The organism is Pseudomonas sp. GZD-209 (genome assembly GCF_049310485.1).
Taxonomy (GTDB): Bacteria; Pseudomonadota; Gammaproteobacteria; order Pseudomonadales; family Pseudomonadaceae; genus Aquipseudomonas; species Aquipseudomonas sichuanensis.
Genome location: NZ_JBMOWQ010000035.1, coordinates 48,821 through 63,690 on the forward strand (window position 1 = coordinate 48,821; position 14,870 = coordinate 63,690).

16 protein-coding genes are annotated in these 14,870 nt (G+C 64.5%); 10 read left to right on the top strand and 6 right to left on the bottom strand.

Annotated features, from left to right (window positions below):
- The first annotated feature begins 75 nt into the window (after positions 1-75).
- The 7 genes from ACO6VM_RS06300 to ACO6VM_RS06330 all read left to right on the top strand — a co-directional run bounded on the left by ACO6VM_RS06300 (position 76) and on the right by ACO6VM_RS06330 (position 4,981).
- The gene (locus ACO6VM_RS06300) at positions 76-1,455 is read left to right on the top strand and encodes a nucleobase:cation symporter-2 family protein (protein ID WP_125859264.1); all 1,380 of its coding nucleotides are present in this window, start codon (positions 76-78) and stop codon (positions 1,453-1,455) included.
- An 87-nt stretch (positions 1,456-1,542) separates the two neighbouring features.
- Positions 1,543-1,935: a sulfurtransferase complex subunit TusD gene (tusD, locus tag ACO6VM_RS06305; protein ID WP_401058357.1), complete on the top strand. Its 393-nt coding sequence runs from the start codon at positions 1,543-1,545 to the stop codon at positions 1,933-1,935.
- Between the two features lies 1 nt (position 1,936).
- Positions 1,937-2,296: a sulfurtransferase complex subunit TusC gene (gene tusC / locus ACO6VM_RS06310; RefSeq protein ID WP_401058356.1), complete on the top strand. Its 360-nt coding sequence runs from the start codon at positions 1,937-1,939 to the stop codon at positions 2,294-2,296.
- Positions 2,296-2,592, top strand: a complete 297-nt coding sequence (gene tusB, locus ACO6VM_RS06315) for a sulfurtransferase complex subunit TusB (RefSeq protein ID WP_125859267.1) — start codon at positions 2,296-2,298, stop codon at positions 2,590-2,592. The genes tusC and tusB overlap by 1 nt, the downstream gene beginning before the upstream one ends.
- Positions 2,589-2,924 (top strand): TusE/DsrC/DsvC family sulfur relay protein, encoded by a 336-nt coding sequence (locus tag ACO6VM_RS06320; RefSeq protein WP_125464648.1) that lies wholly within the window; start codon positions 2,589-2,591, stop codon positions 2,922-2,924. Before tusB ends, ACO6VM_RS06320 begins: the two co-directional genes overlap by 4 nt.
- Positions 2,921-3,922, top strand: coding sequence for a glycosyl transferase family protein (locus ACO6VM_RS06325; protein WP_401058354.1), 1,002 nt, complete (start codon positions 2,921-2,923; stop codon positions 3,920-3,922). Before ACO6VM_RS06320 ends, ACO6VM_RS06325 begins: the two co-directional genes overlap by 4 nt.
- Positions 3,923-4,018: 96 nt before the next feature.
- Positions 4,019-4,981, top strand: a complete 963-nt coding sequence (locus ACO6VM_RS06330; RefSeq protein ID WP_401058352.1) for a glutathione S-transferase family protein — start codon at positions 4,019-4,021, stop codon at positions 4,979-4,981.
- A 113-nt stretch (positions 4,982-5,094) separates the two neighbouring features.
- On the opposite strand, the gene cysG is transcribed toward ACO6VM_RS06330, so the two are convergent.
- Genes cysG through ftsK form a run of 6 tightly spaced genes read right to left on the bottom strand, consistent with a single transcriptional unit; the run spans position 5,095 to position 12,608 of the window.
- Positions 5,095-6,486 carry a siroheme synthase CysG gene (gene cysG / locus ACO6VM_RS06335; RefSeq protein ID WP_401058350.1) on the bottom strand — a complete coding sequence of 464 codons (1,392 nt, stop codon included), beginning with the start codon at positions 6,484-6,486 and terminating at the stop codon, positions 5,095-5,097.
- 1 nt (position 6,487) lies between these two features.
- A complete protein-coding gene (gene serS, locus ACO6VM_RS06340; protein ID WP_125859271.1) occupies positions 6,488-7,768 on the bottom strand; it encodes a serine--tRNA ligase in 1,281 nt (426 codons plus the stop codon).
- Between the two features lie 30 nt (positions 7,769-7,798).
- Positions 7,799-8,173 carry a fluoride efflux transporter CrcB gene (crcB, locus tag ACO6VM_RS06345; protein ID WP_401058347.1) on the bottom strand — a complete coding sequence of 125 codons (375 nt, stop codon included), beginning with the start codon at positions 8,171-8,173 and terminating at the stop codon, positions 7,799-7,801.
- Positions 8,170-9,495, bottom strand: a complete 1,326-nt coding sequence (locus tag ACO6VM_RS06350) for a replication-associated recombination protein A (protein WP_110993204.1) — start codon at positions 9,493-9,495, stop codon at positions 8,170-8,172. The genes crcB and ACO6VM_RS06350 overlap by 4 nt, the downstream gene beginning before the upstream one ends.
- Positions 9,496-9,507: 12 nt before the next feature.
- Positions 9,508-10,131, bottom strand: coding sequence for an outer membrane lipoprotein chaperone LolA (lolA, locus tag ACO6VM_RS06355; RefSeq protein ID WP_125859272.1), 624 nt, complete (start codon positions 10,129-10,131; stop codon positions 9,508-9,510).
- Positions 10,132-10,190: 59 nt separating this feature from the next.
- Positions 10,191-12,608, bottom strand: coding sequence for a DNA translocase FtsK (gene ftsK / locus ACO6VM_RS06360; protein ID WP_401058345.1), 2,418 nt, complete (start codon positions 12,606-12,608; stop codon positions 10,191-10,193).
- Positions 12,609-13,003: 395 nt separating this feature from the next.
- Here ftsK and aat point away from each other — a divergent pair, with 395 nt between their 5' ends.
- The 3 genes from aat to infA all read left to right on the top strand — a co-directional run bounded on the left by aat (position 13,004) and on the right by infA (position 14,771).
- Positions 13,004-13,684: a leucyl/phenylalanyl-tRNA--protein transferase gene (gene aat, locus ACO6VM_RS06365; RefSeq protein WP_401058343.1), complete on the top strand. Its 681-nt coding sequence runs from the start codon at positions 13,004-13,006 to the stop codon at positions 13,682-13,684.
- 57 nt (positions 13,685-13,741) lie between these two features.
- Entirely contained in the window at positions 13,742-14,449 is a 708-nt protein-coding gene (locus tag ACO6VM_RS06370; RefSeq protein ID WP_232879849.1) for an arginyltransferase, read from the top strand.
- Between the two features lie 103 nt (positions 14,450-14,552).
- Positions 14,553-14,771, top strand: coding sequence for a translation initiation factor IF-1 (gene infA / locus ACO6VM_RS06375; RefSeq protein ID WP_002553999.1), 219 nt, complete (start codon positions 14,553-14,555; stop codon positions 14,769-14,771).
- The last annotated feature ends 99 nt before the right edge of the window (positions 14,772-14,870 follow it).

Genomic DNA, 14,870 nt, shown 5'->3' on the forward strand with positions numbered 1-14,870 from the left:
TCTTCCTAACCTCTACCCCTATCGGGATTCAGCCCGTAGAATGCGCTCCTTTTTTCTTCCGGGGCAGCATTTCCCATGAGTTCACACGAACACGGGCCGGGCGCGGCGGCGCCTGCCAACGAACTGGTCCTGGGCCTTGAGGACAAGCCTCGCCTGTTGATCGGCCTGCTGGCGGCACTGCAGCACCTGCTGGCGATCATCGTGCCGATCGTTACCCCAGGGTTGCTGATCTGCCAGGCGCTGGGGGTCTCGCCTCGCGATACCAACCTGATCGTGTCCATGTCGCTGGTGATCTCCGGCATCGCCACCTTTGTGCAGTGCAAGCGCTTTGGGCCTTTCGGCGCCGGCTTGCTGATCGTGCAGGGCACCAGCTTCAACTTCGTTGGCCCGCTGATCGCGGGTGGCGCATTGATGGTCAAGCAGGGCACGCCGGTAGAAGGCGTGATGGCGGCCATCTTTGGCGTGGTCATTGCCGGTTCGTTCGTAGAGATGGGCGTTTCGCGCATCCTGCCCTTCGTCAAACGCCTGATCACCCCGCTGGTCACCGGTATCGTCGTGCTGATGATCGGCCTGACCCTGATCAAGGTCGGCCTGATCAGCATGGGCGGCGGCTTCGGCGCCATGGCCAACGGCACCTTCGCCAACGGCGAAAACCTGCTGCTGTCGGGCGTGGTGCTGGCAATCATCGTCATCCTCAACCGTATCCCGGTGGTGTGGATGCGCAGCTGCGCCATCGTCATCGCCCTGGCCGTGGGCTATGCCCTGGCCGGCTACCTGGGCCGCCTGGACTTCACCGGCATGCACCAGGCCGCGTTGTTCCAGGTACCGACGCCGCTGCACTTTGGCGTGAGCTTCTCCTGGGCGCTGTTCATTCCGATGCTGGTGATCTACCTGGTCACCTCGCTGGAAGCCATCGGCGATGTCACCGCCACCAGCAAGGTCTCGCGCCAACCGGTCGAAGGCCCGGTGTGGATGCAGCGGATCAAGGGCGGGGTGCTGGTCAACGGCGCCAACTCGCTGCTGGCCGGCGTGTTCAACACTTTCCCGAGCTCGATCTTCGCCCAGAACAATGGCGTCATTCAGCTGACCGGCATCGCCAGCCGCCATATCGGCATCTGGATAGCCGCCATGTTGGTGCTGCTGGGCCTGTTCCCCAGCGTTGCCGGGGTTATCCAGGCGGTGCCGGAGCCGGTCCTGGGTGGCGCGGCCATGGTGATGTTCGGTGCAGTCGCCGCATCGGGTATCAACATCCTCGCCAGCACCCGCCTCGACCGTCGGGCGCTGCTGATCATTTCCGTGTCGCTGGCCCTGGGCCTTGGCGTGGCTCAGGTGCCGGAGTTCCTCGCACACATGCCGGCGGCGCTGCGCAACGTGCTGGAGTCGGGCGTCGCCACCGGGGGCATCTGCGCCCTGGTGCTCAACTGGTTCCTGCCGGAGAGCAAGGAACAGGCTTGACCGATCACGGCCTTGCAGACCGAGCCCGCGCCCACCAGCGCGGGCTTTTTGCTTTATCATGGCCGCATTCCTTTACACGGGTTTTCCATGAAATTCGCCATTGCGGTCTTTTCCCCGGCGCATGCGCCCTCCTCGCGTCGCGCCCTGCGCTTCGCCGAGGCGGTGCTGGCCGGCGGGCATGAAATTGCTCGGCTGTTCTTCTACCAGGACGGGGTGCACAGCGCCTCGGCCAATATCGTCGCGCCGCAGGATGAACTCGACGTGGCCAAGCAATGGCGCGCGTTCATCAGCGAGCACCAGCTCGACGCCGTGATCTGCATTGCCGCAGCCCTGCGCAGGGGCGTGCTCAACGAAGAAGAGGCCAACCGTTACCAGCGCCCGGCCGTGAACCTGCCGGCACCTTGGGAACTGTCGGGCCTCGGCCAGTTGCACGAGGCCGCGCAGGATGCCGACCGCTTGATCTGCTTTGGGGGTGATTGAAATGGCCAAATCGCTTCTGATCATCAGCCGCCAGGCGCCGTGGAGCGGCCCGTCCGCCCGTGAAGCCCTGGATATCGCCCTGGCCGGCGGCGCCTTCGACCTGCCGCTGGGCATGCTGTTCCTAGACGACGGGGTGTTCCAGCTGGCTCAAGATCAGCACCCGGACGCCCTGCAGCAAAAAAACCTGGCCGCCAACCTCCAGGCCTTGCCGATGTTCGGCGTCGAGGAACTGTTCGCCTGCGCGCATAGCCTGGCCCGCCGCGGCCTGGACAGCACCACGCTGGCCTTGCCCCTCGAGGTACTCGACGATGCCGCACTGGCCGCGCTGATCGCCCGTTTCGACCAGGTGGTAACCCTCTGATGACGACCCTGCACGTAATTGCCCACTCGCCTTTCGCGGACGAGCGCCTGGCCAGCTGCCTGCGCCTGCTCGGCCCACAAGACGCAATATTGCTGTGTGGCGACGCCACCTATGCGCTCAAAGCCGGTAGCGAGCCCCTGCGCGCCCTGCAAGCCGCCAACCTCGAACAGCGCCTGTACGCCCTCGGTGAAGACCTGCAAGCCCGCGCCCTCACCAGCCCACTGGCCAAGGCCGTGGACTACCCGGCCTTCGTCGAACTCACCCTGCACTACGACAAGGTCAACAGCTGGCTATGAGCACCCTGACTGTCGGCGATCGCGCCATCGCCCTGGACAAAGACGGTTTTCTGGTCGACCTGCAGGACTGGTCCCACGAGGTCGCCGAATCACTGGCTGCCCGCGAAGACATCGCCCTGACCACAGACCACTGGGAAATCCTCGAACTGTTGCGCCAGTTCTACGCCGAGTACCAGCTGTCGCCAGCCACCCGCCCGCTGATCAAGTACACCGCGCTCAAACTGGGCACGGAGAAGGGCAACAGCCCGCACCTCAACCGCCTGTTCAATGGCACTCCCGCCAAACTCGCCGCCAAGCTGGCGGGCCTGCCCAAGCCGACCAACTGCATATGAACGCACCTCGCCCGCTCACCCTGGAAACACCGACCGAACACCCCTTCGCCGAATTCGTGCGCATCCTGGGCAAAGGCAAGCGCGGCGCCCGCGGCCTGACCCGCGAAGAGGCCCGCGCAGCCATGACCCTGCTGCTCGAGGGCAAGGTCGAAGACACCCAGCTCGGCGCCTTCCTGATGCTGCTGCGGCACAAGGAGGAAAGCGCCGAGGAACTTGCGGGCTTCACCGAGGCGTTGCGCGCCCACCTGCAGGCGCCACGCATCAACGTCGACCTGGACTGGCCGAGCTACGCCGGCAAGAAGCGCCACCTGCCCTGGTACCTGCTGGCGGCCAAGTGCCTGGCCGGTAATGGCGTACGCATCCTGATGCATGGCGGCGGCGCCCACACCGCCGGGCGACTGTACACCGAACAACTGCTCGGCCTGCTGGACATCCCGCTGTGCCGTGACTGGGCAAGCGTTGCGCAAACCCTGGACACTCACCAGTTGGCCTTCTTCCCGCTGCAGGACTGGGCGCCGCAGTTGCAGCGCATGATCGACCTGCGCAACACCCTCGGCCTGCGCTCACCGATCCACTCGCTGGCCCGGGTGCTCAACCCCCTCGCCGCGCGCTGCGGCCTGCAGAGCATCTTCCACCCCGGTTACCAGGCCGTGCACCGCGAGGCCAGCCGGCTGCTGGGCGACCATGCACTGGTGATCAAGGGTGACGGTGGCGAGATCGAGATCAACCCGGATGTCACCAGCCATCTCTACGGCACTTCGGCCGGCGATGCCTGGGACGAGGAGTGGCCTGCCCTGAGCGCCCAGCGCCACGTGAAGCCCGCCAGCCTGCAGCCGGAGCACCTGCTTGCCGTCTGGCGCGGCGAAGCCGAAGACAGCTACGGCGAAATGGCCGTGGTCGCGACCATGGCCCTGGCCCTGCGTGGCCTGGGCCAAGACCGCGAGCTGGCGTTCAGTACCGCCCGCGCCTACTGGGCCGCCCGTGGAAACATCAAATAAACAGATCTGTTAACCCCACTCTTTGCGCTATTCGTTCGAACGCTTTGCTCTAGACTGAGCTCCAACGACAAACACTTTGTTCCGAGGAGCTCCAGCATGGGCCTTTTGATCGATGGCCGCTGGCATGACCAGTGGTACCAGACCAGCAAGGACGGCGCCTTCCAGCGCGAGAATTCGCAACGACGCAACCCGCTGCCCGCCCCCGAAGCCGGCCGCTACCACCTGTATGTGTCGCTCGCCTGCCCCTGGGCCCACCGCACCCTGATCGTGCGCGCCATCAAAGGCCTGGAGCCGCTGATTGACGTGTCGGTGGTCAGTTGGCTGATGGGCGAGCATGGCTGGACCTTCGACCAGCAGGAAGGCTCCAGCGGCGACCACCTCGATGCCCTGCAGTACCTGCACCAACGTTACACCCAGGACGACCCGCACTACACCGGTCGCGTGACGGTGCCTGTGCTGTGGGACAAGCAGGAAAAGCGCATCGTCAACAATGAGTCGGCCGAGATCATCCGCCTCTTCAACTCGGCATTCGACGAGCTGACCGGCAATACTCTGGACCTCTATCCAGCGCCGCTGCGCAGCACTATCGATGCACTCAACGAGCGCATTTACCCGGCCGTGAACAACGGCGTGTACCGCGCAGGTTTCGCCACCACGCAGGAGGCCTACGAAACGGCGTTCGACGAGGTGTTCAATGAGCTGGACTATCTGGAAGGGCTACTGGCTCGCCAGCGCTACCTGGCCGGTGAATACCTGACCGAAGCCGACGTACGCCTGTTCACCACGCTGGTGCGCTTCGATGCGGTGTACCACGGCCATTTCAAGTGCAACCTGCGCCGCCTCAGCGACTACCCGAACCTGTCCAACTGGCTGCGCGAGCTGTACCAGTGGCCGGGGGTGGCGGGTACGGTGAACATGGAGCATATCCAGAAGCACTATTACATGAGCCACAAGACCATCAACCCGAACGGCATCGTGCCCAAGGGGCCACTGCAGGATTTCGGCCTGCCCCATGATCGGGAGCGGTTGCCGGGCAAAGGCATCTGGCAGAGCAAATGAAGACCCCACGTGGGAGCGGGCTTGCCCCGCGATAGCGTCACAGCGCAGGGCAATGTTGCCGCTGCTGTCGCCATCGCGGGGCAAGCCCGCTCCCACGAGGTGCTACAGAGTGCTCAGGCGTCTTGCGAACCTTCAAACCACGCCAGCTTCTCGCGCAACTGCACCACTTCCCCGACAATCACCAGGGTCGGCGCGTGCACTTCATGCCGGGCCACCAGTTCAGGCAAGTCGGCCAAGGTACCGGTGAACACCCGCTGGTTGCGTGTGGTCCCCTGCTGCACCAGCGCTGCCGGGGTACTGGCCGCACGGCCATGGCGAATCAACTCGGCACAGATGGTCGGCAACCCCACCAGCCCCATGTAGAACACCAGGGTTTGCGCAGGCGCCACCAGATCGTGCCAGGGCAGGTTGCTGGTGCCATCCTTCAGGTGGCCGGTCACGAAGCGCACCGACTGGGCATAGTCGCGGTGGGTCAGCGGTATACCGCCGTAGGCGGAACAACCGCTGGCGGCGGTGATGCCAGGCACCACCTGGAACGGGATGCCCTGCTCGGCCAGCTCCTCGATCTCTTCGCCACCCCGGCCGAAGATGAACGGATCACCGCCCTTGAGCCGCAACACGCGCTTGCCCTGCCGGGCCAGGTCGACCAACAGGCGGTTGATCTGGTCCTGCGGCACACTGTGGTCGGCGCGGCGCTTGCCGACATAGATACGCTCAGCATCGCGCCGGCACATCTCGATGATGGCCGGAGCCACCAGCCGGTCGTACAGCACCACGTCGGCCTGCTGCATCAGGCGCAAGGCACGGAAGGTCAGCAGGTCCGGGTCACCCGGGCCGGCACCGACCAGATACACCTCGCCACCCTGCTGCACCGGTGCGCCGTCGACCATCGCCTGCAACAGGCGTTCGGCTTCGGCACCCTGCCCGGCCAGCTGGCGCTCGGCGATCGGCCCCTGGAACACGTTCTCCCAAAAGCCGCGGCGCTGGTTGACATCAGGGTACAAGGCCTTGACCTTGTGCCGGAAACGCGCGGCCAGCCCAGCCAGCTCACCATAGGCGGACGGGATCCAGGCTTCGAGCTTGGCGCGAATCAACCGCGCCAGTACCGGAGCGTCGCCACCGCTGGAGACCGCCACCACCAAGGGTGAGCGATCGACGATGGCGGGGAAGATCACCGTGCACAAGGCCGGCGCGTCAACCACATTGACCGGCAGGCTGCGCGCCTGCGCATCCGCCGAGACCTGGGCATTGAGCCCGGGGTCATCGGTGGCCGCGATCACCAGGCGACAGCCGTCCAGGTCCGACGGCTGATAGCCGCGCACCAGCACCTCGCCACCGCCCTCACGGGCCAGTGCGGCGAGCTGGCCGTCTACGTCCGGCGCCACCACCCGCAGCGCGGCGCCGGCGTCAGCCAGCAGGCGCGCCTTGCGCAGGGCGATCTCGCCACCGCCGACGACCAGTACATGGCCGCCCTGCAGCTTATGGAACAGCGGCAGGTAATCCATCTCAGCGAATGACCTCGACGCCGCCCATGTACGGCTTGAGCACTTCCGGCACACGGATCGAGCCGTCGGCCTGCTGGTAGTTCTCCAGCACTGCCACCAGGGTGCGGCCTACTGCCAGGCCGGAACCGTTGAGGGTGTGCACCAGCTCCGGCTTACCGGTTTCCGGGTTGCGCCAGCGCGCCTGCATGCGGCGGGCCTGGAAGTCACCGCAGTTGGAGCAGGAGCTGATTTCACGGTACTTGTCCTGGCTCGGCACCCACACTTCCAGGTCGTAGGTTTTCACCGCGCCGAAGCCCATGTCGCCGGTGCACAGCGCCAGCACGCGATACGGCAGCTCCAGCAGCTGCAGCACACGCTCGGCGTTGGCGGTCAGGCCTTCCAGGGCTTCCATGGATTTTGCCGGCTCGACCACCTGGACCATCTCGACCTTGTCGAACTGGTGCTGGCGGATCATGCCGCGGGTGTCACGGCCCGACGCGCCGGCCTCGCTGCGGAAGCATGGGGTGTGGGCAACCAGCTTGAGCGGCAGCTGCTTGGCGTCGAGGATCTGGTCGGCCACCAGGTTGGTCAGCGACACTTCGGCAGTCGGGATCAGGTAGAAGTCGGCCTCGCCTTCGCGGCTGATCTTGAACAGGTCTTCCTCGAACTTCGGCAGCTGGCCGGTGCCCTGCAGGGCCGGGGCCTGGACCAGGTACGGGGTGTAGTGCTCTTGGTAGCCATGCTCGCCGGTGTGCAGGTTGATCATGAACTGCGCCAGGGCACGGTGCAGGCGGGCAATCGGGCCACGCAGCACGGCGAAGCGGGCACCGGACAGCTTGGCCGCTGCCTCGAAGTCCAGGCCACCGCTGACTTCCCCCAGGGCCACATGGTCCTTGATCTCGAAGTCGAAGGCCTGCGGCGTGCCCCAGCGGCGCACTTCGACGTTGTCGTCTTCGCTGGCACCGACCGGTACGCTGGCGTCCGGCAGGTTGGGGATGGTCAGCAGGATGCCGTCGAGCTCGGCCTGGATGCCGTCCAGCTCGACCTTGCCGGCGGCCAGCTCGTTGGCCATGCGCTCGACGTCTGCCATCAACGGGGCGATGTCTTCACCCTTGGCCTTGGCCTGGCCGATGGACTTGGAGCGGGCGTTACGCTCGGCCTGCAGTTGCTCGGTACGGGTCTGCACCGCCTTGCGGCGCTCTTCCAGTGATTCGATGCGCGCGACATCCAGGCTGAAGCCACGGGAGGCCAGGCGGTCCGCCACTTCCTGAAGTTGGCCGCGTAACAGTTTGGAATCGAGCATATCGTTCTCTCGTTATAGGTAGGTGTTGGTTCAGAATCGGGTAAGGGTAAGGCCGGCCCAGGTCGCAAGCAGCCCGCCCACCACACTAATACCGGTATAGCCCAAGGCCAATGGAACCTGCCCGCTTTCGAGCAGGCGCACGGTATCCAGGGAAAAGGATGAAAAGGTAGTCAGGCCACCGAGAAAACCGACGATCAGCCCAGCACGCAACTCCACCGGCACCATGGGTTTGTGCAGGAACAGGCCGTACAACAGGCCGATCAGCAGGCAGCCCACCAGGTTGACAGCCAGCGTACCGAGATAGAAATGCTTCGGCCAGTTGCCAGCGACCCAGTTGGAGGTGGCAAAACGCAGCAGGGTGCCAGCGATGCCGCCGGCACTGACGGCGGCGATGAGTGCGATCACGGTTTTCTCCGTTGGCGGGGGCTGGTGCGGTCGAGCTCGGCCAGGTGACGCAGCTTTTCGCCGATCTTCAGCTCCAGCCCACGTGGCACCGGCTGGTAGTACTGGCGCGGTTCCAGTTGCTCGGGGAAATAGTCCTCACCGGCGGCATAGGCATCCGGCTCGTCGTGGGCGTAGCGGTATTCCTCGCCGTAGCCAAGCTGCTTCATCAGCTTGGTCGGGGCATTGCGCAGGTGCAGCGGCACCTCCAGCGAACCGTGCTCGGCCGCTTCGCGCATGGCTGCCTTGAAGCCCATGTACACCGCATTGCTTTTCGGTGCGCAGGCGATGTAGGTGATGGCCTGGGCCACCGCCAGCTCGCCTTCCGGGCTGCCCAGGCGCTCCTGCACGTCCCAGGCCGCCAGGCACAGGCTCAGGGCACGCGGGTCGGCGTTGCCGATGTCTTCACTGGCCATGCGCACCACGCGCCGGGCGATGTACAGCGGGTCGCAGCCGCCGTCGAGCATGCGCGCGTACCAGTACAGCGCGCCATCGGGGTTGGAGCCACGCACCGACTTGTGCAGCGCCGAGATCTGGTCGTAGAACGCCTCGCCGCCCTTGTCGAAACGTCGACGGCTGTCGCCGAGCAGGCTTTGCAGCAGCTCGACGCCAATTTCACCGCCGTCGTCGGCCAGGTCCGAGGCGTTCTCGAGGAAGTTGAGCATGCGCCGGCCATCGCCATCGGCGGCGGCCATGAGCATCTTGAAGGCCTCGTCGCCAACCCGCAGGTTGCGCTTGCCCAGGCCGCGCTCTTCGCTCAGCGCACGGTCGACCAGCTTGCGCAGCGCCGCTTCGTCCAGGCTCTTGAGCACATACACCCGCGCCCGCGACAACAAAGCGTTGTTCAGTTCGAACGAGGGGTTCTCGGTGGTGGCGCCGATGAAGATCAGCGTGCCGTCCTCCACATAGGGCAGGAAGGCGTCCTGTTGCGACTTGTTGAAGCGGTGCACCTCGTCGACGAACAGGATGGTGCGCCGGCCGTACTGGCCGGCCTGCTGCTTGGCCACCTCGACCGCCTGGCGAATCTCCTTCACCCCGGCCAGCACCGCCGAGACCGTTTCGAAGTGCGCATCGCAGAACTGCGCCAGCAGCCGCGCCAGGGTGGTCTTGCCCACCCCGGGCGGCCCCCAGAAGATCATCGAATGCAGCGCACCCTGCTCCAGCGCCTCGCGCAACGGCTTGCCGCGCGCCAGCAGATGCTCCTGGCCAACGTACTCGTCCAGGTTGGACGGGCGCAGCCGGGCGGCCAGGGGCTGGGCGACGGGTTCGCTTCGAAACAGGTCCATCACGGGCTCCGCTTACTCCTTGATGACGTCCGCGCCTTTGGGGATGTCGAACTTGAAGGTGCTGTCCGGCACTGCCTGGTTGGCCTTGACGCCATTGAACAGGATATTGGTGCGCTGGCCGACACTGTCGGTCAGTTGCATGTCGTTGATCAGGCCCTTGCGGAACGAAACGAGCAGCGAATCGAACAAGGTGTCCTTGGTCTTGGGCTTGAGGGTGAAGTTCATGACTTCGCCCTGCTCCTTGGAGGTGATGTCGAAGCTCTGGCTGATCTTCGACACGTCACCGGACAGCAGCAGCGCCGGGGTCTGGTTCAGACGCACGTCGAGCTTCTTGATGGTGGCCTGCTCCAGGTCCGGGTCCCACAGGGTGACGTTCTTGCCGTCAGACACCACCACTTGCTCCTGCGGTGCATTGGTGTGCCAGTAGAACAGGCCCGGGCGCTTGACGGTCATCTTGCCGGAGGTTTCCTGCAGGTTGGCACCGTCGGCGGCAAGGGTCAGCTGGGAAAAGTTGGCTTCAATGGTCTGCGACTTCTCCAGCAACTGGGTCAGGCGCTGCACATCCTGCTCGCCGGCATGGGCCGACAGAGTGCCCGCAGCCAGGGCAGAAACCAACAGCATGCGAATCGCGCGCATGGAAATCCTCGTAGAACAGTGGGTGGGCCGGGCACTTCGTGTGCCCGGCAGGGTGATCTTCAATCGCGTGGGCCGCCCGGGGCAATCACTTCCCGCGAGCCGTTGCTGTTCATGGGGGTGACCACACCGGCCATCTCCATCGACTCGATCATTCGCGCGGCGCGGTTGTAACCGATCTTCAGCTTGCGCTGTACCGCGGAAATCGATGCCCGGCGGCTTTCCAGCACGAACTGCACGGCTTCGTCGTAGAGGGCGTCGGCTTCCGGGTCATCACCGTCGCCACCACCGCCACCGCCTTCGAAGCCGCTGCCGGCCTCCTCGACGCCATTGAGGATGTCGTCGTTGTAGTCCGGCGCGCCGCGCAGCTTCCACGCCTCGACCGTGCGATGCACCTCGTCGTCGGAAACGAACGCGCCATGCACACGGATCGGCAGGCTGGTGCCCGGCGGCATGTACAGCATGTCACCGTGGCCCAGCAGCTGCTCGGCGCCACCCTGGTCGATGATGGTCCGCGAGTCGATCTTGCTCGACACCTGGAACGCCATGCGGGTCGGGATGTTGGCCTTGATCAGGCCAGTGATCACGTCCACCGACGGGCGCTGGGTGGCCAGGATCAGGTGGATACCGGCGGCACGGGCCTTCTGGGCGATACGGGCGATCAGTTCTTCAACCTTCTTGCCGACGATCATCATCATGTCGGCGAATTCGTCGACCACCACCACGATGGTCGGCAGGGTCTTCAGCGCCGGCGGCTCGTCGTCCATGCTCTCGCGACGGTACAGCGGGTCGTGGATGACCTCGCCGGCCTCTTGCGCGTCCTTGATCTTGCGGTTGAAGCCAGCCAGGTTACGCACACCCATGGCCGCCATCAGCTTGTAGCGCCGCTCCATCTCGGCAACGCTCCAGCGCAGCGCGTTGGCGGCGTCCTTCATGTCGGTGACCACCGGGCACAGCAGGTGCGGGATGCCTTCGTAGATCGACAGTTCGAGCATCTTCGGGTCGATCATGATCAACCGCGCGTCTTCCGGGCCCGACTTGAACAGGATCGACAGGATCATGGCGTTCACGCCCACCGACTTACCGGAGCCGGTGGTACCGGCCACCAGCAGGTGGGGCATCTTCGCCAGGTCGGTGATCACCGGCTTGCCGCCGATATCGTGGCCCAGGGCCAGGGTAACCGGCGACTTGTTCTCGTCGAACTGCGGCGACGACAGCACTTCGGAGAAACGCACCATCTGGCGGTTCTCGTTAGGGATCTCGATACCCACGGTGGTCTTGCCGGGGATCACTTCGACCACCCGCACACTGGTCACGGCCAGCGAACGCGCCAGGTCCTTGGCCAGGTTGGCGATGCGGCTGACCTTCACGCCCGCGGCGGGCTGGATTTCGTAACGGGTAATCACCGGGCCCGGGTGGATCGAATCGACAGAGACTTCGACGCCGAACTCTTTCAGTTTGATTTCCAGCAGGTGGCCGACGCCAGCCAGGGACTCCGGCGAATACTCGATCTTCTTCTGCTCGGCCGGGTCGAGGATGGAGATTGGAGGCAGCGTGCCTTCCACGGCGCTGTCGACGAACAGCGGCGCCTGCTTCTCCTTCATCACCCGCTTGCTCGGCTCGGGCGCCTTGACCTGCGGTGGCGGCATGTTGATCACCGGGGCCGGCTGCTGTTCGCGCTGGGCCACATGCTTGGTCAGGGCATCGTCGCGCTCGATGATGCGCTCACGGGCCTTGATCTGCTCGCGCTTGTCCGGCACCACCGGGGCGACCACTTCATCGACCTGCTCGTCCACTTCACGCAGCTGCGCCACCAGGCGCTTGCGCTCGTTGCGCGCTTCCCACCAGCGGTTGGCGGCACCTTGCACCAGCTCGAACAGGTCGAGGGTGATCTTGCCGGTAATGTCCATCACCTTGAACCACGACAGGTCGGTGAACACGGTCAGACCGAACAGGAACAGCGCAATGAACATCAGCGTGCTGCCCTGCACGTTGAGCAGGTTGCGCGCCAGATCCCCAAGGCTCTCGCCCAGGGCCCCGCCGGCGGAGAACGGCAGGCTCTCCGAGGGGTGGAAATGGATATGCGCCAGCGCCGCGCCCGACAGCACCAAGAACACCAGGCCGATCAGCCGCCAGGAAAACAGCCAGCCGCTCCACTGCCAGGGCTGGTGACGTTCGCGGAAGATCTGCCAGGTCTTGATCGCCAGCAGCAGCGGGAAAATGTAGGCGAAGTAGCCAAGCACCATGAACAGGATGTCGGCGAAGTAGGCACCGGCACGGCCAGCGGCGTTCACCACCTGGTCGGCGTTGCTGGTGTGGCTGAAGCCAGGGTCGGAGGTGTCGTAGGTGAGCAGCGCCATCCACAGGTACAGGCACAGGGCACCGACGGCGATCAACGCACCTTCCTTGAGGCGGTAATGCAGCTGTTGCCGCCACAGGGGCACAGGCAAGGGGGCTGGGGTTGCGGTGGATTTCTTCAAAACGCGTCTATTCCTGCGCGAATAGTGTTTGGCCGGTGACTGGCCAACAAATCACTACTTTTAACATTACTGCCCGCCAGCCGCCATGGCGGCACGCCGTTTCGGGCGTGAACGGGGGCTACTTTCATTTGCTTGCAATTGGAGCATGCATTTTCTTTTGTGACAAAGGCTTATGCTGTGTTTTTGCACAGGTGTGACAACAAATGCGCCAGATGGTGCCAGCCGGCTGATGAAACTGCGGCCTGAGCGGACGCATTCGCGGGTAAACCCGCTCCCACAGGGACCGCGCATAACCTGTGGGAGCGGGTTTACCCGCGAACTGGCACAGGATGATTGACCCTGCCAGGCGCGCACGCCATGCTGGTCGCCCTCCCCTCCCCCACCGCCCAAGACCCATGCTCACCTGGCTGACCCGCGACTCGCTGACCTTCCCGCCCCTGCAAAAAGCCCTGCATGAGCCCAACGGCCTGCTGGCCGCTGGTGGCGACCTCACCCCCGAGCGCCTGGTCGCAGCCTATCGCCACGGCTGCTTCCCCTGGTACCAGGATGGCCAGCCAATCCTCTGGTGGTCGCCCGATCCACGCACCGTGCTGTTCCCTGACGAACTGCACGTTTCGCGCTCACTGGCCAAGCTGATTCGCCAGGGCCGCTACCAGGTCAGCTTCGACACTGACTTCGCTGCCGTAATTGCTGCGTGCGCCGCGCCACGCGATTACGCAGACGGCACCTGGATCACCGACAACATGCGTGCCGCCTACTGCGAACTGCACCGACGCGGCATCGCCCACTCGGTGGAGGTGCGCCTGGATGGCGAGCTGGTGGGCGGCCTGTACGGGCTGGCCATGGGCCGGCTGTTCTTCGGCGAATCGATGTTCAGCCGTGCCGACAACGCGTCGAAAGTGGGCTTTGTGGCCCTTGTCGAGCACTTGCGCGAGGCCGGTTTCGCCCTGATCGACTGCCAGATGCCGACCAACCACCTGCACAGCCTGGGCGCCCGCGCCATCAGCCGGGCGAACTTCGCCGAACACCTGGCCAGGTACCTCGATGCCCCCAATCACGCCACCTGGGTTCGCTAGGCGAGTTCCCGGAGCTGGCTTACACTTAGAAACAACGTCTCACCGAAGGGGTTGATCATGACAGAGCTGGCGCGGTTGAAGTTCTATGCCACTCAACCCCACTCCTGCAGCTACCTGCCGGACGAACAGGCCACCACGCTGTTTCTCGACCCGAGCCAGCCGATGGACGTGCACGTGTACGCCGACCTGTCGGAAATGGGCTTTCGGCGCAGCGGCGACCACCTCTATCGCCCGCATTGCCAGCACTGCAATGCCTGCGTACCGGCGCGCATTCCCGCTGCACGCTTCATCCCCAATCGCCAGCAACGGCGCATCCTCAAGCGCAACGCCGACCTGACCGTCACGGCCGCACGCCCAGCGTTCAAGGAAGAGTATTTCGACCTCTACCGGCGCTACATCGAGCAGCGCCACGCCGATGGCGACATGTACCCGCCAAGCCGCGACCAGTTCGCCACCTTCCTGGTGCGTGATCTGCCGTTCTGCTGGTTCTACGAGTTCCGCCTCGAAGGCCGCCTGCTGGCCATCGCGGTCTGCGACCTGCTGCCCAACGGCCTGTCGGCGGTCTACACCTTCTACGAGCCCGAGGAAGAGCGTCGCAGCCTCGGCCGCTATGCCATTCTCTGGCAGATCGGCGAAGCCCTGCGGCAAAACCTCGATGCCGTCTACCTTGGCTACTGGATCAAGAACTGCAAGAAAATGAACTACAAGACCCAGTACCGCCCCATAGAACTGCTGATCAACCAGCGCTGGGTCAGCCTCAACTGAAAGCATTGGCTTGAAACACAATTTTCGGGCATAATCCACGCCACTTTTTTTGCCCGGTGCAGTCACGCGTCGGGCCAACTCTGGACACCGAGGGCTTTACTGCATGTCGAAAGAAGACAGCTTCGAAATGGAAGGCACTGTCGTCGACACCCTGCCCAACACCATGTTCCGCGTGGAGTTGGAAAACGGGCACGTCGTTACCGCGCATATCTCTGGCAAGATGCGCAAGAACTACATCCGTATTCTCACTGGCGACAAGGTCCGCGTCGAACTGACGCCATACGACCTGAGCAAGGGCCGCATCACCTACCGTGCGCGCTAAGCTCCAGCCATAAAAAAGCCCGGCCATGTGCCGGGCTTTTTTATGGGTCGTGAAAAGCATCGCGGGGCAAGCCCGCTCCCACGCTCGGTATTGAACCAG